The organism is Okibacterium sp. HSC-33S16 (assembly GCF_024171565.1).
In the GTDB taxonomy this organism is placed as follows: domain Bacteria; phylum Actinomycetota; class Actinomycetes; order Actinomycetales; family Microbacteriaceae; genus Mycetocola_A.
Genome location: NZ_JALJZZ010000001.1, coordinates 283,541 through 300,203, shown reverse-complemented (window position 1 = coordinate 300,203; position 16,663 = coordinate 283,541). Strand labels below are relative to the sequence as shown.

At 62.6% G+C, this 16,663-nt stretch carries 14 protein-coding genes; 9 read left to right on the top strand and 5 right to left on the bottom strand.

Going from position 1 to position 16,663, the window contains the following annotated elements; genetic code table 11:
- Window positions 1–207: 207 nt before the first annotated feature.
- Window positions 208–4,053: an ATP-dependent RNA helicase HrpA gene (gene hrpA / locus L1277_RS01460; protein WP_253374583.1), complete on the top strand. Its 3,846-nt coding sequence runs from the start codon at window positions 208–210 to the stop codon at window positions 4,051–4,053.
- A 33-nt stretch (window positions 4,054–4,086) separates the two neighbouring features.
- Here hrpA and L1277_RS01455 read toward each other — a convergent pair whose 3' ends face one another.
- Genes L1277_RS01455 through L1277_RS01445 form a run of 3 tightly spaced genes read right to left on the bottom strand, consistent with a single transcriptional unit; the run spans window position 4,087 to window position 6,697 of the window.
- Entirely contained in the window at window positions 4,087–4,854 is a 768-nt protein-coding gene (locus L1277_RS01455; RefSeq protein WP_305884276.1) for an amino acid ABC transporter ATP-binding protein, read from the bottom strand.
- Window positions 4,851–5,810 (bottom strand): amino acid ABC transporter permease, encoded by a 960-nt coding sequence (locus L1277_RS01450; protein ID WP_253374582.1) that lies wholly within the window; start codon window positions 5,808–5,810, stop codon window positions 4,851–4,853. The genes L1277_RS01455 and L1277_RS01450 overlap by 4 nt, the downstream gene beginning before the upstream one ends.
- Window positions 5,811–5,815: 5 nt before the next feature.
- A complete protein-coding gene (locus L1277_RS01445; protein WP_253374581.1) occupies window positions 5,816–6,697 on the bottom strand; it encodes an ABC transporter substrate-binding protein in 882 nt (293 codons plus the stop codon).
- A 197-nt stretch (window positions 6,698–6,894) separates the two neighbouring features.
- Here L1277_RS01445 and L1277_RS01440 point away from each other — a divergent pair, with 197 nt between their 5' ends.
- From L1277_RS01440 to dhaK, 6 genes are all read left to right on the top strand, one after another.
- The gene (locus L1277_RS01440; RefSeq protein WP_253374580.1) at window positions 6,895–7,284 is read left to right on the top strand and encodes a DUF2255 family protein; all 390 of its coding nucleotides are present in this window, start codon (window positions 6,895–6,897) and stop codon (window positions 7,282–7,284) included.
- Between the two features lie 90 nt (window positions 7,285–7,374).
- On the top strand, window positions 7,375–9,189 hold the full coding sequence (locus tag L1277_RS01435) for a GAF domain-containing protein (RefSeq protein ID WP_253374579.1): 1,815 nt from the start codon (window positions 7,375–7,377) through the stop codon (window positions 9,187–9,189).
- A gap of 99 nt (window positions 9,190–9,288) precedes the next feature.
- The gene (locus tag L1277_RS01430) at window positions 9,289–10,149 is read left to right on the top strand and encodes a class II fructose-bisphosphate aldolase (protein ID WP_253374578.1); all 861 of its coding nucleotides are present in this window, start codon (window positions 9,289–9,291) and stop codon (window positions 10,147–10,149) included.
- A gap of 2 nt (window positions 10,150–10,151) precedes the next feature.
- A complete protein-coding gene (locus L1277_RS01425; protein WP_253374577.1) occupies window positions 10,152–10,946 on the top strand; it encodes an HAD-IA family hydrolase in 795 nt (264 codons plus the stop codon).
- Window positions 10,943–11,587, top strand: coding sequence for a dihydroxyacetone kinase subunit DhaL (gene dhaL / locus L1277_RS01420; protein WP_253374576.1), 645 nt, complete (start codon window positions 10,943–10,945; stop codon window positions 11,585–11,587). Before L1277_RS01425 ends, dhaL begins: the two co-directional genes overlap by 4 nt.
- 40 nt (window positions 11,588–11,627) lie before the next feature.
- Window positions 11,628–12,623 carry a dihydroxyacetone kinase subunit DhaK gene (dhaK, locus tag L1277_RS01415; protein ID WP_253374575.1) on the top strand — a complete coding sequence of 332 codons (996 nt, stop codon included), beginning with the start codon at window positions 11,628–11,630 and terminating at the stop codon, window positions 12,621–12,623.
- A gap of 73 nt (window positions 12,624–12,696) precedes the next feature.
- Here the strand turns inward: dhaK and L1277_RS15725 are convergent, their stop codons facing one another.
- Together L1277_RS15725 and L1277_RS01405 are read right to left on the bottom strand one after the other, a co-directional pair.
- On the bottom strand, window positions 12,697–13,527 hold the full coding sequence (locus L1277_RS15725) for a peptidoglycan DD-metalloendopeptidase family protein (RefSeq protein WP_253374574.1): 831 nt from the start codon (window positions 13,525–13,527) through the stop codon (window positions 12,697–12,699).
- A gap of 355 nt (window positions 13,528–13,882) precedes the next feature.
- Complete coding sequence (locus L1277_RS01405; protein ID WP_253374573.1) at window positions 13,883–14,698, bottom strand: helix-turn-helix transcriptional regulator; 816 nt, start codon at window positions 14,696–14,698, stop codon at window positions 13,883–13,885.
- A 172-nt stretch (window positions 14,699–14,870) separates the two neighbouring features.
- Between L1277_RS01405 and L1277_RS01400 the strand changes: the two genes are divergently transcribed.
- On the top strand, window positions 14,871–15,665 hold the full coding sequence (locus L1277_RS01400) for an SDR family NAD(P)-dependent oxidoreductase (RefSeq protein ID WP_253374572.1): 795 nt from the start codon (window positions 14,871–14,873) through the stop codon (window positions 15,663–15,665).
- 36 nt (window positions 15,666–15,701) lie between these two features.
- A complete protein-coding gene (locus L1277_RS01395) occupies window positions 15,702–16,550 on the top strand; it encodes an alpha/beta hydrolase (protein WP_253374571.1) in 849 nt (282 codons plus the stop codon).
- Window positions 16,551–16,663: the final 113 nt, after the last annotated feature.

Genomic DNA, 16,663 nt, shown 5'->3' with positions numbered 1-16,663 from the left:
ATAGCGGCAACCTCGTGCTCGGTCAGTTCGAAGTCAACGACGTTCAGTTTCGAACTCGACAGGTCCTCGATGTGCCATTACTCCAGCTAACCATTTGGCGGGAAGCACAACCAACCTTCACCCCACCACTTCGCCCTCAGCGGAACCGGAGAACGAACTGCGCCGCGCTCGGACAACTCAGTGCACGGTGTCTTACGATAGAGGGCTATGTCTTTTACGATCTCTTACCCTCCCGAGCTGCCCGTCAGCCAGATGAAGGACGAGATCTCCGAAGTTCTCCGGGACAACCAGGTTGTTATTGTTGCCGGCGCGACGGGTTCGGGAAAGACTACCCAGTTGCCGAAGATCCTCCTCGAACTGGGACGCGAGTCAATCGCTCACACGCAGCCCCGGCGTTTGGCGGCGCGCACCATCGCTGAACGCATTGCGGAAGAACTCGGCGTTGAACTTGGTGGCGTGGTTGGCTATCAGGTCCGGTTCACCGACCAGGCCAGCAAAGACACCAAGGTCAAGCTGATGACCGACGGTATTCTGCTCAATGCGATCCACAGGGATCGCCTTTTGCGCGGGTACGACACCATCATCATCGATGAGGCGCACGAACGCAGCCTCAACATCGATTTCCTCCTGGGTTACCTCAAGCAGTTGCTGCCGAAACGTCCCGACCTCAAGGTCGTCATCACGTCGGCGACCATCGATCCGGAGAGCTTCTCGCGTCACTTCGGAGGCGCACCGATCGTCGAGGTCTCCGGTCGGACATTCCCTGTCGAGATTCGCTACCGCCCCCTCGTTGCGGACAAAGTCGGTGACGACGATGAAGCCGATGATGGCGACGAACCCACCCAGCCCGATCTGGACCCGATCGACGGCATCACGGCCGCTCTCGACGAGCTGGCCCGAGAGTCGATGGGAGATGTTCTCGTCTTCCTCAGCGGTGAGACGGAGATTCGTGACACGGCCGACGCTCTGAACGCCAGGTACGCCCAAGGCGGAGCCGGTGTCACCGAGATCCTGCCCCTCTACGGTCGCCTCAGCTCCGCTGACCAGCACAGGGTCTTCCAACCCAGCACCAAGGCTGGCGTGCGGCGACGCATCATTCTCGCCACCAACGTGGCCGAGACGAGCTTGACCGTACCGGGGATCAAGTACGTCGTTGACGCGGGAACGGCGCGCATTTCCCGATACAGTGTGCGCTCAAAGGTCCAGCGACTTCCGATCGAGGCGATCTCGCAGGCGTCAGCGAACCAGCGCTCCGGTCGATCGGGGCGCACCAGCGAGGGCATCGCCATTCGGTTGTACTCGGAAGAGGATTTCCTTGCCCGTCCCGAGTTCACCGAGCCGGAAATCCTGCGCACAAACCTTGCCGCCGTGATCCTGCAAATGGTGTCGCTGGGTCTCGGCGACATCGCCGCTTTCCCGTTCGTTCAGCCGCCGGATTCACGAGGAATCAAAGACGGACTTGACCTCCTCCGCGAGCTTGGCGCCATCGACGCGCAACCAAGCGCCACCCCCCGTCTCACCCGGATCGGGCGAGACCTCGCCCGGCTTCCGATCGACCCGCGCTTCGCGCGAATGGTCATCGAATCAAAGAAGCACAACGTGTCGCGCGAGGTCATGGCGATCGTTGCGGCGCTCACCATTCAGGATCCGCGCGAACGCCCCCTGGAGAAACGCCAGCAGGCCGACGAGAAGCACGCGCGATTCACGGATCCGACCAGTGACTTCCTCTCACTGCTCAACCTGTGGAACTACATCGAAGAGAAGCAGAAGGAACTGGGCTCAAGCGCATTCCGTCGACTGTGCAAGAACGAGTTCCTCAATTACTTGCGTATCCGCGAATGGCAAGACGTCTTCCGTCAGCTTCGCCAGCTCTCCAAACCTCTCGGCCTGACTCTCAGCGAGCGGACGACAAACCCAGACGGCATCCACCGGTCTCTACTCGCCGGACTTCTTTCGCATATCGGAATCAAGGACGCGGCCCAGGCAGCGGCGAACTCTGCGCGCGGCAGTAAAGCTGCGAACCGGCCTGGTCCTCCCCGCAAGGGCGACTACATCGGTGCGCGGCAGACCAGATTTGTCATTTTCCCGGGTTCGGCCCTCGCGAAGAAGCAACCGAACGCCATCATGGCTGCTGAGCTCGTCGAAACGTCTCGGCTCTTCGCGCGGACAACGGCATCGATTGACCCCGCCTGGGCGGAACAGATCGCCGGCGACCTGGTCAAGCGCAGCTACTCCGAGCCGCACTGGGAGAAGCAGCAGGGTTCCGTCGTGGCGTGGGAGAAAGTGATGCTCTACGGCCTGGCGATCATCCCCCGCCGTCGGGTGCAGTACTCGAAGATCGATCCCGAGCTCTCGCGTGAATTATTCATCCGCCACGCGCTCGTCGAGGGTGAATGGGACTCCCCGCAAGCGTTCGACCGGGCCAACAAAAAGCTTCGCAAGGAATTGGCCGAGCTCGAGGAGCGCACCCGCCGCCGCGACATCCTGTTCGATGATGAGGCTGTCTTCGACTTCTACAACTCTCGGATCCCCGCCGACGTGTTCTCGACTCGAACCTTCGAGGGGTGGTGGCGTAAGGCGAAGCAGAACACCCCCGACCTGCTCACCATGCGCCAGGAGGATCTTCTTCCCGACGATGCACCCGACGTCGACGAGACCGAGTTCCCGCCGATCTGGCGCCAGGGCGACCAGAAGCTCAGCCTGCGCTACCGGTTCGAGCCGGGCGCCGAGGATGACGGAGTGACCGTACAGGTCCCGCTCGCGCTGCTTCCCCGCCTCTCCCCTGCCGGGTTTGACTGGCAGGTTCCCGGCCTTCGGCACGAACTCATCACGGCACTGATCAAGTCGCTTCCCAAGGCGATCCGGCGCAACATCGTCCCCGCTGCGGACTGGGCCCGGCGCCTCCTGGCCGAGCTTCCTTCGGGTCCTCCCGAGCCCGAGGCGACCAACGCAGACACGCTCACCGCGCATCTCGCCATGGCTGTGAAACGGCTCTCCTACATGCAGATCGAGGCGAGCGACTTCGACCTGTCGCGCATCCCCGACCACCTGAAGGTCACCTTCCGGGTGGTCGATGAAAAGGGCCGCCACGTGGCGAACGGCAAAGACCTCACGGAGCTGCAGCACCGGCTGAAGGCCCGCACCCGCCAGAGCGTCGCGCAGATCGCCGAAGCCACACCGAACGCGCTCGAGCGATCGGGCATCACCCGCTGGGACTTCGACGAACTGCCGCGCTACGTCGACACCCGACAGGCGGGCAACATGATTCGCGGCTATCCGGCGCTCGTCGACGAAGGCAGTTCCGTCGCTATCCGCATCATGGCCACCGAACAGGACCAGGCACAGGCCATGCCAGACGGAATCCGACGCCTGCTGCTCCTCGCCCTCCCCTCGCCGGTGTCCTACGTGCAGCAGCACCTCACCTCAGCAGAGAAGCTCACCCTCGCCACGAGCCCGTACCCGACCACGCAGGCGTTGTTCGATGACTGCCTCGCGGCCTGCATCGACGATGTGCTTTTCCGGGTGAAGCCTGACGGCTCAATCTTCATGCGCGCCGAGTTTGAGACCGTGCGAGACCGCATCTCCGGGGCGATGATGAACACCATGTTCGACACGGCGTCGCTCGTCGCCAAGGTCCTGACCGCGGCGCGAACGGCCGAGAAAGCGGTGAAGAAAGCAACGAGCCTTGCCCTGCTCCCCGCGTTGTCAGACGCCACCCAGCAGCTTTCCGCCCTGGTGTACCCCGGCTTCGTTTCCCGAACCGGAATGCAGCGGCTGGCGCAGGTTCCCCGCTACCTCAACGGCATCACGCACCGCGTGGAGAAGCTGGCCGACAACCCGAACCGCGACCGTGTCTGGATGAACGAAGTCCAGGCCGCAACAGCGCTCTACGAGGCAGCCGGGGGCACATTGCCGCCCGCTCGGTTTGCCGCCCCACACATCGTTCATGCGCGCTGGATGATCGAAGAGCTGCGCCTCAGCCTCTTCGCGCAAAACATCGGTGCCAACGAAACGGTGTCGTTGCAACGCATCCGAAAGGTGCTGGCCGGCTAAGTCGGCCAGCACCATTTCTTCTCGAACGGATGCTTACAGCACCTTCGAGAGAAACGATTGCGTCCGTTCGTGCTTCGGACTGGTCAGCACTTCACGAGGGTCACCCGACTCGACGATGACACCACCGTCCATGAAGAACAGCGAGTCGCCGACCTCGCGCGCGAAGCCGATCTCGTGCGTCACAACGATCATCGTCATGCCGGAGCGCGCAAGACCCTTCATCACGTCGAGCACTTCGCCGACGAGCTCGGGGTCAAGTGCGCTGGTTGGCTCATCAAACAGCATGAGCTTGGGGCTCATCGCAAGTGCCCGCGCAATCGCGACGCGCTGCTGCTGGCCTCCGGAGAGGTGCGACGGGTAGGCCTTGGCCTTGTGCGCCAACCCGACACGGTCGAGAAGCTCCATGGCTGTGGCAACCGCCGCGGCCTTCTTGATGCCCTTGACCTGCGTCGGCGCCTCAATGATGTTCTCGAGCACGGTCATGTGCGGAAACAGGTTGAACGACTGGAACACCATGCCGATGTCCGCCCGCTGCCGGGACACCTCAGCCGGTGACATCTCGTAGAGCTTCTCACCGCGCTGGCGATAGCCCATCAGCTCGCCGTCGACAGACAGGCGGCCACCGTTGATCGACTCCAGGTGGTTAATGCAGCGGAGGAACGTTGACTTGCCCGAACCGCTCGGACCGATCAGGCAGGCAACTTCACCGCGGTTGACGGTCACCGACACGTCCTTGAGCACCTGGTGTGAGCCATAGCTCTTGACGATGTGATCGGCGTGGACCATAGGGACGTCGGTCATTGGTGCTCCCTCTTCGGCGGTGCGACAGCCTCAATCTCATCGCCGCTCAATCCGGTCGTTGGGTCGACGCCTGCCGCGTCGGCAACGTCAGGGTCGTTCTCAGGTGCCCGCTGTGGCGCTACTCCGCGACCGTAGTAGCGCTCAAGGTAGTACTGCCCCACCATCAGGATGCTCGTGACGAGCAGGTACCAGATACTGGCAACGATGAGCAGTGGAACTGTCGCGTAGATCTGTGCCGAGATGGCCCGGGTGCGCGCGTACAGCTCGAGCGAGAAACCGAGCGCCGTGACGAGCGACGTCGTCTTCAGCATCGAGATGACCTCGTTGCCGGTCGGCGGGATGATGACGCGCATCGACTGCGGAACAACGATGCGCAGCATCGTTTGCCGCCAGCTCATGCCCAGAGCACGTGCCGCCTCGTCCTGGCCACGGGGGACGCTGAGGATTCCGCCCCGCACGATCTCGGCCATGTACGCGGCCTCGTTGAAGGCGAGACCGAGCACGGCGAGCCAGAACAAATCGATGGCGGAGAACGGCGACACCGTGAAGAACTCAACACTCGTGAACGGGATGCCGATCGTGACCGAGCGGTAAATCGTTCCGAGCAGTCCCCAGAACACCAACTGCACGTACACCGGGGTGCCACGGAACAGCCAGAGGTAGAACCAGGACACGGCTTTCAGAACCGGATTGTCGCTGAGCCGCATGACAGCCAGGACGAGCCCCATCACGATGGCCAGGATCATCGCAAGCACGGTCAAGGCGAGAGTGACGCCAGCCGCCTGGCTGATCCGACGGTCTAACAGGTACTGCCCCACAAGAGGCCATTGATAGGCCTCTCGCGTCGCGGCATCCCAGACGAACAGGGCCACGAGCAGCACGATGACGACGGCAAACGCCGTGCGCACCGGGTGCCGGAGCTTGACCGCCTTAATCGGTTCTGTTGCAGGGTCCATGATCGTTAGCCGGCGTTGATCGTTGCCTCGTCGACGGCTCCACCCTCGACACCCCACTCAGCGAGGATGTCTTCGTAGGTTCCGTCGTCGATGAGTGCCTGCATGGCCGCCTGGATGGCTTCAAGGAGGTCGCCGTCCTTCTCGATCACCACACCGTACGGTGCCGCGTCAAAGACGTCACCGCTGAGAACAAGCTTGTCCTCCGACTGTGCGACGCCGTACTGAATGATGGGCGAGTCACCGAGCAGGTAGTCGGCGCGACCGAGGACCGCATTGTTCGTCGCCTCATCCTGGCCGTCCGACTTCAGCATGTCGACCGCCGCTTTACCTTCAGCTACGCACGCGTCGCTGGCGTCCTGCAGGTACTGTTCGGACGTGGTCGACGCCTGGATCGCGACGGTGACCCCACACCACTCGGTGAGGTCTTCGGCGTCCTTACCCTTGGCGAACTGCAGACCGGCGTTGTAGTAGTCGACGAAGTCGACCTGAGCCTGGCGCTCGGGGTTGTCGGTGAAGCTCGACCAGCCGAGGTCAAGGGTTCCACCTGCGACCTTCGGAAGGATCGCGTCGAAGAGGGACTTCTCCCACTCAACCTTGAGGCCGAGCTTGGCAGCAACCGCTTCAGCCAGCTCTGCGTCCCAGCCGGTGACCGATCCGTCGTCTGCTTCGAATTCGTTGGGGGCGTAGCTGGCGTCAACGCCAATCTTGAGCACGCCGGACTTCGCGACGTCGTCGGGCAGGAGCGCAGCGAGCTTGTCGTCTGCGCTGACCGAGCCGCCAGCGGATGATCCACCGGTGGGAGCTTCTTCGTTGTTCACACAACCGGTCAGCACGAAGGCCGCAGCTGCAGCGAGAGCCAGGGGTGCGACGAGGGATTTTCTACGCATGGTTCATTCCTTATTCGGGTCACGTTCACGGCGACGATACACCGAGACTAACTCACCGCCGGAATTCGCCATGCGCACGCAATCAAGTTGTAACCGCCGTCGGCCGTAGCCTGCGGCGTGGCCGGTCATGCCAAGCACTCCCGTCGCTGCCTTGTCCGGCGTAGCGTGAGGCTCTCGTGAGAAAGGCGGAAATACCCATGACTGAGTGGACCGAGGACGAGCTTGCCCAGCTCGCCGCCGCAGATGAGTTGCAGATCACCTCGAGGCGGCCCGACGGAACCCTTCGCCCGTTCGTCACCATTTGGGTGGTTCGGGCCGGGAATGACGTGTACGTTCGTTCGGCGTACGGTGCGAGCAACCCGTGGTTCGTCCGCGCGAAGAGGAGCGGATCGGGACGGATACGCGCCGGAGCGCTGGAAAGAGACGTCCTCTTTAACGATGCCGAGGCATCCGTTTCATCAGATATCGACGCGGCGTACCACGAGAAATACGACAGATACGGGCCGCGCATTGTGAATACGGTCGTCGGACCGAAGGCACCGGCCACAACGCTTCGGCTGGTTCCGTCGAACGACGGCCAGCGGTGACGGAAGCGCGATGCTGGCGCGTAGTCGTTCGACGGGCCATGATGGGCTGGTCGAGGGGTTCACCGCACTCAATCACTGAGGATCGAGCACATGACCACCACATCGGGCACTTCGGTGTCGGCGCAGAACGACGCGCGATTCACCTCGCTGGCGGCCCTCGCCACTGATCTGGCCGGGCGATTCGCCCTTGCTCCGCTGCTGGAACGCATTCTGCGCCACACACTCACACTGCTCGGCTGCGAGAACGGATCGATCTGCACGGTCGACGAGGTCGCGGGAACGTACCGCAAGGAGGTCGACATCGGCGTGGGTTGTCTCTCGGGGAGAACCTTTCCACTTGACGAGGGTGTGACCGGTGAGGTCGTTCGGGCGCGGCGCGCGGTGCAGTTCGCCGAGTACGCCGATGTGCACGGCGGTCACATTCGCGCGGAGGATCGCGGTCGGCTGCACGGGGTCATCGGCGTCCCGATTCGCTGGGACGGCACAATTATCGGGACGTGCGTTGTTTTCAGCTCGGAGCCGGGGAGGCAGTTCTCGGCCGACGACGCGCGGCTCGTGGAGCTCTTCGCCACCCATGCCGCTATCGCCATGACGAACGCGCGGCTGCATGCCCGCGCCGCCGAGAAGGAAAGCGACGCGGCGAGAATGGCGGAGCGAGAGCGCGTGGTTCGTGATGTCCACGACACGGTCGGCCGTGGCCTTGCCACCGTGCTGCTGCAACTCGACGCCGCCGAACGGGAGGTGAGCGGTGCTCGCGACCCGTCGACCGCGCTACGCTCCGCTCGCACAGCGGCCCGTTCTGCGTTGGTCGAAACTCGGCGCACCGTACTCGGGCTGGGCCCGTCGCTGTTGGAGGGTCGCTCGCTGCAGGAGGCGGTGGCACTTGAGCTCGCGTGGGTGCAATCGACGGCGACAATGAACACACGACTGGTGGTTGCTGGTGAACCGCAAACACTCGCACCGGAGACGGCGCGCCAGCTTTTCCGAATCGTGCAGGAAGCCCTCACGAATGTCGTTGAGCACGCCCGCGCGCGGTCAGTGCGGGTCGGGCTGGTTTATGGTTCCCTGCAGGTCTCGGTGATGATCGACGACGACGGTGTCGGTTTCGATGTGGCTTCGACCACCGACCCCTCTGCTCGATCGACTCGTGGGTTTGGCCTGCAGGGTCTCGCCGCGCGCGCTCACTTGCTCGGGGGCACGTTGGTCGTCGACTCGACACCTGAGTGGGGCACCAGGATCCGCGCCGAGGTGCCATACGCGGCCGGTGCGGCTCTCGACACGTCGCGCTCTCGATGGCGCGTACTCATCGTCCATGAACGGGCTGTTGTGCGCGCGGGCCTTGTTCGCATGCTCAGCCAGATCGAACCTGACATCCAGGTGGTGGGCGAAGTCGCCAGTGCCATGGATGCTGTCGACGCCTACCAGCTGGTCCACCCGCATGTCGTGCTCGGGAATCTGGCGCTCCCCCGCATCGATGGCACCCAGCTCACGTCATACCTCCGGGCCATCGACCACCATGTCGCCGTCGTTCTACTCATCGATTCCTTCGCCGACGATCGCGTGCGCGCTGCCGCTCAAATCGGCGCTGTCGGCTTCGTCGAGAACGACACGGAAGCCGGAGCGCTTGCGCGTGCTCTCGTTGCGGCGGCCCGGGGCGATTCCCTCATTCCGGCTGGATTCCTCAGCTCGTTGACGTCCGCGCCGAGGTCGCGCACCATTGCGGATGCTCTCACCGCCCGGGAACGGGAAGTCCGGGCGCTGGTCGAACAGGGCTTTCCAGATAAACGGATCGCTACGGAACTGTCCATCTCGGTGAAAACGGTGGAGAAGCACGTCGGTTCGATCCTTCGGAAGACAGGCGCCCGGAACCGTACGATGCTGGCCGGGTTGGCCGCTCGATCCTGACACGGAGGGGATTCCCTACCGCAGGGTAGGGAAAGCCCTTCTATTGGTAATTCCCCCCGGGTGCCTACGCTCAGGGAACCGGGCGTCAAGGAGGTTGCCATGCCAGTCGTGTCTCTGAAGGAGATCGTGGATCGGGCTTTCGCCGAGAAATATGGTGTGCCCGCGATCAACATCGTGAACGACCTGACTCTCGAAGCGGTGCTTGCCGGGGCTGTGGAAGCACGGTCACCGGTGATCGTCCAAACGTCGGTGAAGACCGTCAAAGCGATCGGTGTAGATGTGCTGTTCGCAATGTGGGAGTCGATGACGCGAAACATCGACGTGCCAGTGACACTGCATCTCGACCATTGCCCGGAAAGGCAAGTCATCAGCGACTGCCTCGCCCGCGGATGGAACTCAGTTCTCTTTGACGCCTCCACCATGCCGGTCGAGGAGAACAAACGACAAACCGTGGAGGTCGTGGCGGAAGCGCGCAGGTACGGCGCTCACGTCGAAGGAGAGATCGAGGCCATCCAGGGTGTCGAGGACGGCATCGGAGTGGACACAGCCACTCGACGCCAGAGCCTCGAAATAGCTGTCGACTTCATCGAGACGACCGGTGTCGACGTGTTCGCGCCCTCCATCGGAAACGCCCACGGCGTGTACTCCGTGACACCGGACCTGGACTTTCAGCGCGTGACTGACCTCGTCGAAGCGACCTCGACACCGATCGCGCTTCATGGCGGCAGTGGGATGACTGACGAGCAGTTCTCCGATCTCATCTCCCGTGGTTGCGCCAAGGTCAACATCTCAACGGCGCTCAAGATCGAGTTCATGACGTCCAGCCTTGCGTTCCTGAAGAGTGCTGAGCAGCGTGACAAGTGGGACCCGCCGTCGCTCTTTGCGGACGTCCGGAAGCACATCGTCGATTTGACCACCGGCCTCGCCTCAACGTTCGGCAGCGCCGGAAAGGCGTGGTAATTGTGCCGTTCCTGATCTTCGACTGCGACGGTGTCCTGGCCGACACCGAGCGAAACGGCCACCTCCCCGCGTTCAACCGCACGTTCGCGGAGTTTGGGCTGCCGGTGACCTGGAGTGACGCGGAGTATGCAGAAAAGGTACTCATCGGCGGGGGCAAGGAACGAATGGCGAGCCTGTTGACTCCCGAGTTCGTCGCCGCACACAACCTTCCCACCGACGAGGATGGCCAGCGAGACATGCTTGCTCGCTGGCACCGCCGCAAAACGGAGATCTACACCGAACTCGTGGCTACCGGAGCGCTCCCCGGCCGTCCCGGCATCTCTCGAATCGCCGAGGAGGCGGCATCAGCCGGCTGGAGGCTCGCGGTAGCGTCCACCTCTGCTGAGGCATCAGTCCGCGCCGTGCTTGAGCACGCGGTGGGCCCCGACGCCGCCGCCCGTTTCTCCGTCTTCGCTGGCGACATCGTGCCGCACAAGAAGCCAGCCCCTGACATCTACCTACTCGCCCTTTCCGAGCTCGGTGCCTCGTCCACTGACACCATCGTCGTCGAAGACAGCGCGAACGGAATGAGGGCAGCCGTCGACGCTGGCCTGGCCACGGTCGTCACGGTCAGCGCCTACACCGAGAATGAGGACTTCACGGGCGCTGCCTTGGTCGTCAGTTCGCTCGGGGACCGGGACGAACCGGCCCGTGTTCTCGCCGACCCTCTGGGCATCAGTCCGAGCAGCCAGGTCTCTCTCGATGACCTCACCGCAATTCTTTCGCATACGGCCCGCTCGACTCAGGAGAACCAATGACGAACATGTCCGACGTCGAATTTGTTGTTCGCACCATCGCACAAACGGCCGTCGACAACGAGAAATACTTCGGCGATCTCGACGCCGTCGTTGGCGACGGCGACTTCGGCTACTCACTGGCCCGAGGATTTGAAATCGTGCTGAAGGACTGGGACTCCTACGACCGCACCGATATCAGCACCTTCCTCTCGAAAGTTGCCATCACGATCACCGGGCGGATCGGTGGGACATCCGGCCCAATTTGGGGCACGGCATTCCTGCGGGCCGCGGCCGTCGCTAAAGGGAAAACAGACATCACCGGAGACGACGCGGTCGCCATGCTCCGGAGCGCTATCACTGGCATTATGGCGCGCGGCAACGCCGAGCTTGGCGACAAGACACTCCTTGATGCTCTCGCCCCACTCACCGATGCGATCGAGGCAGAACTCATCGCAGGAACCACCACTTCCGAAATCGTGTCAGCGGCGGCGGAAGCTGCCCGCGCCGCTGCTGAAGCCACCACGCCGATGATCGCTCGTCGAGGTCGCGCCTCTTACACCGGCGAGCGCAGCATCGGCTCGCCCGATGCGGGAGCCGTGGCCGTTGCCGTCATTCTGGAGGCCATCGCCTCGAATTGGGATTCCCGGGGCGGCCCACGCTGACCCACCGATGCAACACCCGAACAACAGTGGAGAAGAACGAATGAAAAAAATTGTCAATGATCCGCAGCGTTTCGTCCCCGAGATGCTCGAGGGCCTCGCCCTGGCCAACCCTGACTCGCTCCGGTATGTCCCCGAATACAACCTCATCATGAGAACGGATGCTCCGCGAGACGACAAAGTATCGATCGTTCAGGGGTCTGGTTCCGGTCACGAACCCGCGCACGTCATGGCGGTCGGTAAGGGCATGCTCGACGCGGCATGTCCGGGTGACGTCTTCTCGGCACCCCCGATGGACTACGTCTATGAGACCACCAAGCTCGTGAACTCGTCAAAAGGTGTGCTTCTGCTCGTCAACAACTACACGGGTGACCGTATGGCGTTCGACATGGCGCAGGAAATGAGCCTCGCCGACGGCGTCAACGTGAAGACCCTGTTCATCGACGACGATGTCGCTGTGCAGGACTCCACGTGGACAGTAGGCCGCCGCGGGGTCGCCGGAAACTTCTTCGTGATCAAGGCGGTCGGTGCCGCGTCGGAGGCGGGCGCCGACCTCGACGAGGTCATGCGGATCGGCGAGAAGGTCAACTCGATGACCCGCACCATGGGACTCGCGCTCACCGCGTGCACGCCACCAGCAAAGGGTTCACCCCTCTTCGAGTTGGGCGACGATGAGATCGAGATCGGCGTCGGCATTCACGGTGAGCCGGGTCGCAGGCGCGCGAAGATCATGCCCGGCGACGAACTCGTCGACACCCTGCTCGAGCCTGTCGTCGGTGACCTGCCGTTCGAGAGCGGCGACCGCGTCGCACTCATGATCAATGGTCTCGGAGGAACCCCGATCAGCGAGCTCTATATCGCCTACCGTCACGCGCACAAGCAATTGGCCGAGAAGGGCATCACCGTGGCGAAGAGCTACGTCGGCGAATATTGCACCTCGCTCGACATGGCCGGCTTCTCGCTCACTCTGGTCAAGCTGGACGACGAGATTGAGGGCCTCCTCGATGCGCCAGCGGAGATCGGGATGCGCATCTTCTGATCCGTTACCGCCACTCGTCGGGTGCGGAGTCGGCCTCACGCCGGTTCCGCACCCAAAGAAGACACCGCCGACGCTACACCGTGACGCCCCGGGCGAGGAGGTAGTGCAGGGGTGAGAGATATTCGCCGTTCACACGAATCTTCAGGTCCAGGTGGCACCCCGTCGTGACGCCGGTGACTCCAACCTCCCCCACGACCGTGCCCGTCTCGATGAGATCGCCGACGGCGACGGCGTATGAGTCCCCTCCAATGTGTCCATAGATTGACTCGATCCCTGAACCGTGGTCGACGATCACTCGATTGCCGTACCCACCGGCAGGACCAGCGAAGACGACGCGTCCCGCCGAAACAGCCGCAACCGGTGTTCCGCAAGCTGCACCGAAATCGACACCGTCATGAAACGCGTTCGAACACCCCGCCGGGTTGCAGATGATGTCCCGGGGCCCGTACGGAGAGGAAATGGGAGCGTCAACCGGCCGAGTCCACGACGTCGACCTGCCGACGAGAAATGCGCTCAGCTCACTGTCATACGGATCGGAGAGGCTCTCCGAGTCCCGTGTTGGCGTGTCCTGCGAAACAGCCGACTCAAGCTTCGCGCTCTCCATGGCGGCTATCGCCGCTTCGGCGGCTGCGGCTGCAGCCTCAGCGGCCGCAGCCGCCGCAGCCGCCGCTCGCGCTGCGAGAAGCTCGGCCATGCTCGTCGCCGAATAGGTGTCGCGGTCAAACTCCGGCCGAGTCCAATCGCCGACGGTGAGTGACTGCGCGCCGCTCAACTCCTGATCGCCGGACGTGCTTGCGAACGCCGAAGAAAGTCCGTGACTCGGCAGAGCGACAACCCCAAAAGCCCCGGAAGCTGCGAGCACGATCGCAAACGCCGCACGAAGCGCGCCCCATCGGAACGTCACCGGTTGGGCATGACGCCCCCTGAGAGCGACCGAACGGCTCCTGGGCATGGCGTGCTTGGCGCCAGTGCGCGGGCCCCCACGAACACGACGCGACCGCACGTTCATCGACCTGGAGTCGCTCTCTCCGGGCCAGCCAGGGCGCGGAGCGACGCGAGTCGTCATCTCTGCGTCGTTTGCATCTGCGTGACCTCACCAGAGTGGTGTACGCGAATTCTTCGGTAGGCCCCGAGGACTCCTCAGGTGATCTGGCTGCGAGACCTTTCATAGCCAGACGGACACTTTCAACTGCCCCGAGGATAAGCCAAGATTCCCAACGCGTCACGCCCCCAATCTGGGCCGAGATCCTCCCGCGACGCTAAGACATTCCTGTACTCAACAAAGCGAGGGAGCGCTGAGAGGGTGATCCGGGTGCTGCGTGGTAAATGAACAGCGACTGTCGGCGCCCTCCGGTCAGAACCAGATTCTGGTGATGAAGTTCAAGCGCACCAATCGCGGGATGCCGTATTCGGTGGATCCCCGCAGACGCGAAACGGACGTCTCCCCGAGCCCATACCCGCCGAAATAACTCGCTCGTCCCTGACAGCTCATCGACGATGTGCTGGAGTCGTGGATCATCCGTGTCCGGGCCGACGAGGGCTCGGAAAAACGCTATGGCACCCTCAGCGATCCCCTCCCAGTTCTCGTAAAACTCCCGTTGGGCAGGACTGAGCAATAACGTGATCAGCAGATTAGTGCCTTCGGCGAATTCGGCCGACAATGCGCGAGCGCTCGAGTTGGAGGCTAAGACATCAAGGTGACGGTTGTGAACGATGGCTGGCGTCGTTGTCCACGACTCGAGAAGCCACCGTACACTTTCGTCGATCTCACCGTCCGCCTGGCTGCCAAACTCAGGGAGCGCGCTGTGCGCTAGGTGATACAAGTGATCGGTCGACGCGGGATCTAGCCGCAGAGCGCGCGCGATCGCTTCGAGTACTTGAGCGGAGGGGTGATCGTCCGTGCCCTGCTCTAGCCGCAGGTAATACTGGGCGCTCACGCCGGAAAGTGCAGCGACTTCTTCGCGACGAAGGCCTTGAACTCGACGGTGCGTGTCGCCGGAAGGTAATCCCACGTCGACAGGGCGAATCTGGGCGCGCTTCGCCGTGAGGTAAAGCCCCAAGGGATTCCCGCGCATGGGAGTGATGGTAGTCCTCGCGGTGTCGTGCCGCTCAAAGTTTCACCACCCCGGTCTGGCTGTCCCCGAAGAGACTGTAAGTGGCAGGGACACGCGGATTCACTGCGCTGTGCTCTACCTTTCAGGCAGGCCGCTGTACCCGTCATTAGCACCGAGAACGAAGGTGAACGACATGGACCTCGATCTAGCGGGGAAAGTCGCCGTTGTAACGGGCGCGAGCAAAGGCATCGGCCTCGCAATCGTGCAGGCGCTTGTTGCGGAGGATGTTGCCGTCGTCGCAGGGTCGAGAGGCGGGTCAGCGGCACTGGATCGAGCTGGCGAAACCGGGGCGGTCTTATCCGTGAAAGTGGACCTATCGGATCCGAGCGCACCAGCTCAGCTCATCGGCCGAGCGGAAGAGTTTGGCGGTCTTGACATTCTCGTCAACAACGTCGGGGCCGTCACACCTCGCACGGAAGGATTTCTGAGCGTTACGGACGACGATTGGCTCGCCAGCTTGAACCTCGGCCTCATGACAGCAGTCCGCTCCACTCGTGCGGCGATCCCGTTGCTACTCGACCGTGGTGGAGGCACCGTAATCACCATTGCATCCGTCAATGCGTTCCTACCCGACCCCGGCGTCGTCGACTATTCGGCAACGAAAGCAGCCGTGTGGAATCTATCGAAAGCGCTGTCCAAGGAATATGGCCCCAGCCATATCCGATTCAACTCAATTAGCCCGGGCCCAGTGTCTACTGATCTCTGGCTCGGTGCATCCGGCGTAGCAGCGACCAACGCCAAAACCATGGGTGTCGACTTCGAGACGGCCAAGGCGCGTGTTGTAGAAGCACAAGGCGGATTCACGACCGGCCGCTTCACCGAGCCAAGCGAGGTCGCCGACCTCGTTTTGCTACTTGCCAGTGCGCGCGCCGGGAACGTCAACGGATCAGACTTCCTGATCGACGGCGGCCTCGTCAAAACGCTGTAATCCATCTCTTATCAACGTCAAACTTTGGAGGTCTCAATGTCCACTCCGATTTCATCACCGCCCGTCCTGTTCATTCACGGCTTATGGATACACTCATCAGCCTGGCAACCTTGGATCGATCGCTTCGCCGAACATGGCTTTTCCGCGTCGGCGCCGGGCTGGCCCGGAGACTCAGATACGGTCGAGAAAACACGCGAAAACGCGGACGCCCTCAACGACGTGGGTATCGAAGCCATCTGTCATCACTATGCCGACCTGATTGGCACGGACGAACCCTTGCCAATCGTGATCGGTCACTCCTTCGGCGGCTTGATTGCCCAGGAACTACTCGACAACCGGTTTGCATCGGCGGCCGTCGCCATCGACCCCGCCCCCATCAAAGGAGTGAAAGCCCTGCCCTTCTCGCAGCTGAAGGCTGGATTCCCGGTCCTCGGCAATCCCGCCAATAAGAAACGTACCGTCTCTCTAACGGCGAAGCAGTTTGAGTACGCATTCGGGAACGCGCTTCCCGCTGACGAGTCAAACGCACTGTTCGAGCGATGGACAATTCCGGGTCCGGGCCGTCCGCTTTTCGAGGATGCGACCGCAAATTTCGCGAAGGCGTCTCCTGCGGCGGTCAACACGGCGACAACGATTCGCGGTCCGTTGCTTCTTATGTCGGGCTCCGTCGACCACACGGTTCCCCGAAAAGTCACGCTTGAGGTTGCGAAGCTGTATTCCCGCAATGACCTGTCCCGCACTGACTACGTTGAATTCGACGGCAAGGGCCATTCGCTGACAATTGACTCCGGCTGGGGAGAGGTTGCCGACCGCGTCCTGGCATGGCTTGCTATTCAGGGGTTTACCGGCAGGGCGCGTTCGGCGACCGCCGACGGCGCGTCCTGAGCGGCCCTGAGGGTTGGGATCGGTGGCACTCGCATTCCCTCCCACAGCTTCAACGAGCGATGGAACTTATGGTGGCCTACCACCTCCGTGAAAATCGAGCCTGCGATCGACCA

Excerpts from the sequence above, each read along its gene's own strand:
- L1277_RS01395 (WP_253374571.1), top strand. The coding sequence starts at position 15,702 with ATGTCCACTCCGATTTCATCACCGCCCGTCCTGTTCATTCACGGCTTA.
- dhaL (WP_253374576.1), top strand. The coding sequence starts at position 10,943 with ATGACGAACATGTCCGACGTCGAATTTGTTGTTCGCACCATCGCACAA.
- L1277_RS01445 (WP_253374581.1), bottom strand. The coding sequence starts at position 6,697 with ATGCGTAGAAAATCCCTCGTCGCACCCCTGGCTCTCGCTGCAGCTGCG.
- dhaK (WP_253374575.1), top strand. The coding sequence starts at position 11,628 with ATGAAAAAAATTGTCAATGATCCGCAGCGTTTCGTCCCCGAGATGCTC.
- L1277_RS01405 (WP_253374573.1), bottom strand. The coding sequence starts at position 14,698 with ATGCGCGGGAATCCCTTGGGGCTTTACCTCACGGCGAAGCGCGCCCAG.
- L1277_RS01430 (WP_253374578.1), top strand. The coding sequence starts at position 9,289 with ATGCCAGTCGTGTCTCTGAAGGAGATCGTGGATCGGGCTTTCGCCGAG.
- L1277_RS01455 (WP_305884276.1), bottom strand. The coding sequence starts at position 4,854 with ATGACCGACGTCCCTATGGTCCACGCCGATCACATCGTCAAGAGCTAT.
- L1277_RS01440 (WP_253374580.1), top strand. The coding sequence starts at position 6,895 with ATGACTGAGTGGACCGAGGACGAGCTTGCCCAGCTCGCCGCCGCAGAT.
- L1277_RS01450 (WP_253374582.1), bottom strand. The coding sequence starts at position 5,810 with ATGGACCCTGCAACAGAACCGATTAAGGCGGTCAAGCTCCGGCACCCG.
- L1277_RS01400 (WP_253374572.1), top strand. The coding sequence starts at position 14,871 with ATGGACCTCGATCTAGCGGGGAAAGTCGCCGTTGTAACGGGCGCGAGC.
- L1277_RS01435 (WP_253374579.1), top strand. The coding sequence starts at position 7,375 with ATGACCACCACATCGGGCACTTCGGTGTCGGCGCAGAACGACGCGCGA.
- hrpA (WP_253374583.1), top strand. The coding sequence starts at position 208 with ATGTCTTTTACGATCTCTTACCCTCCCGAGCTGCCCGTCAGCCAGATG.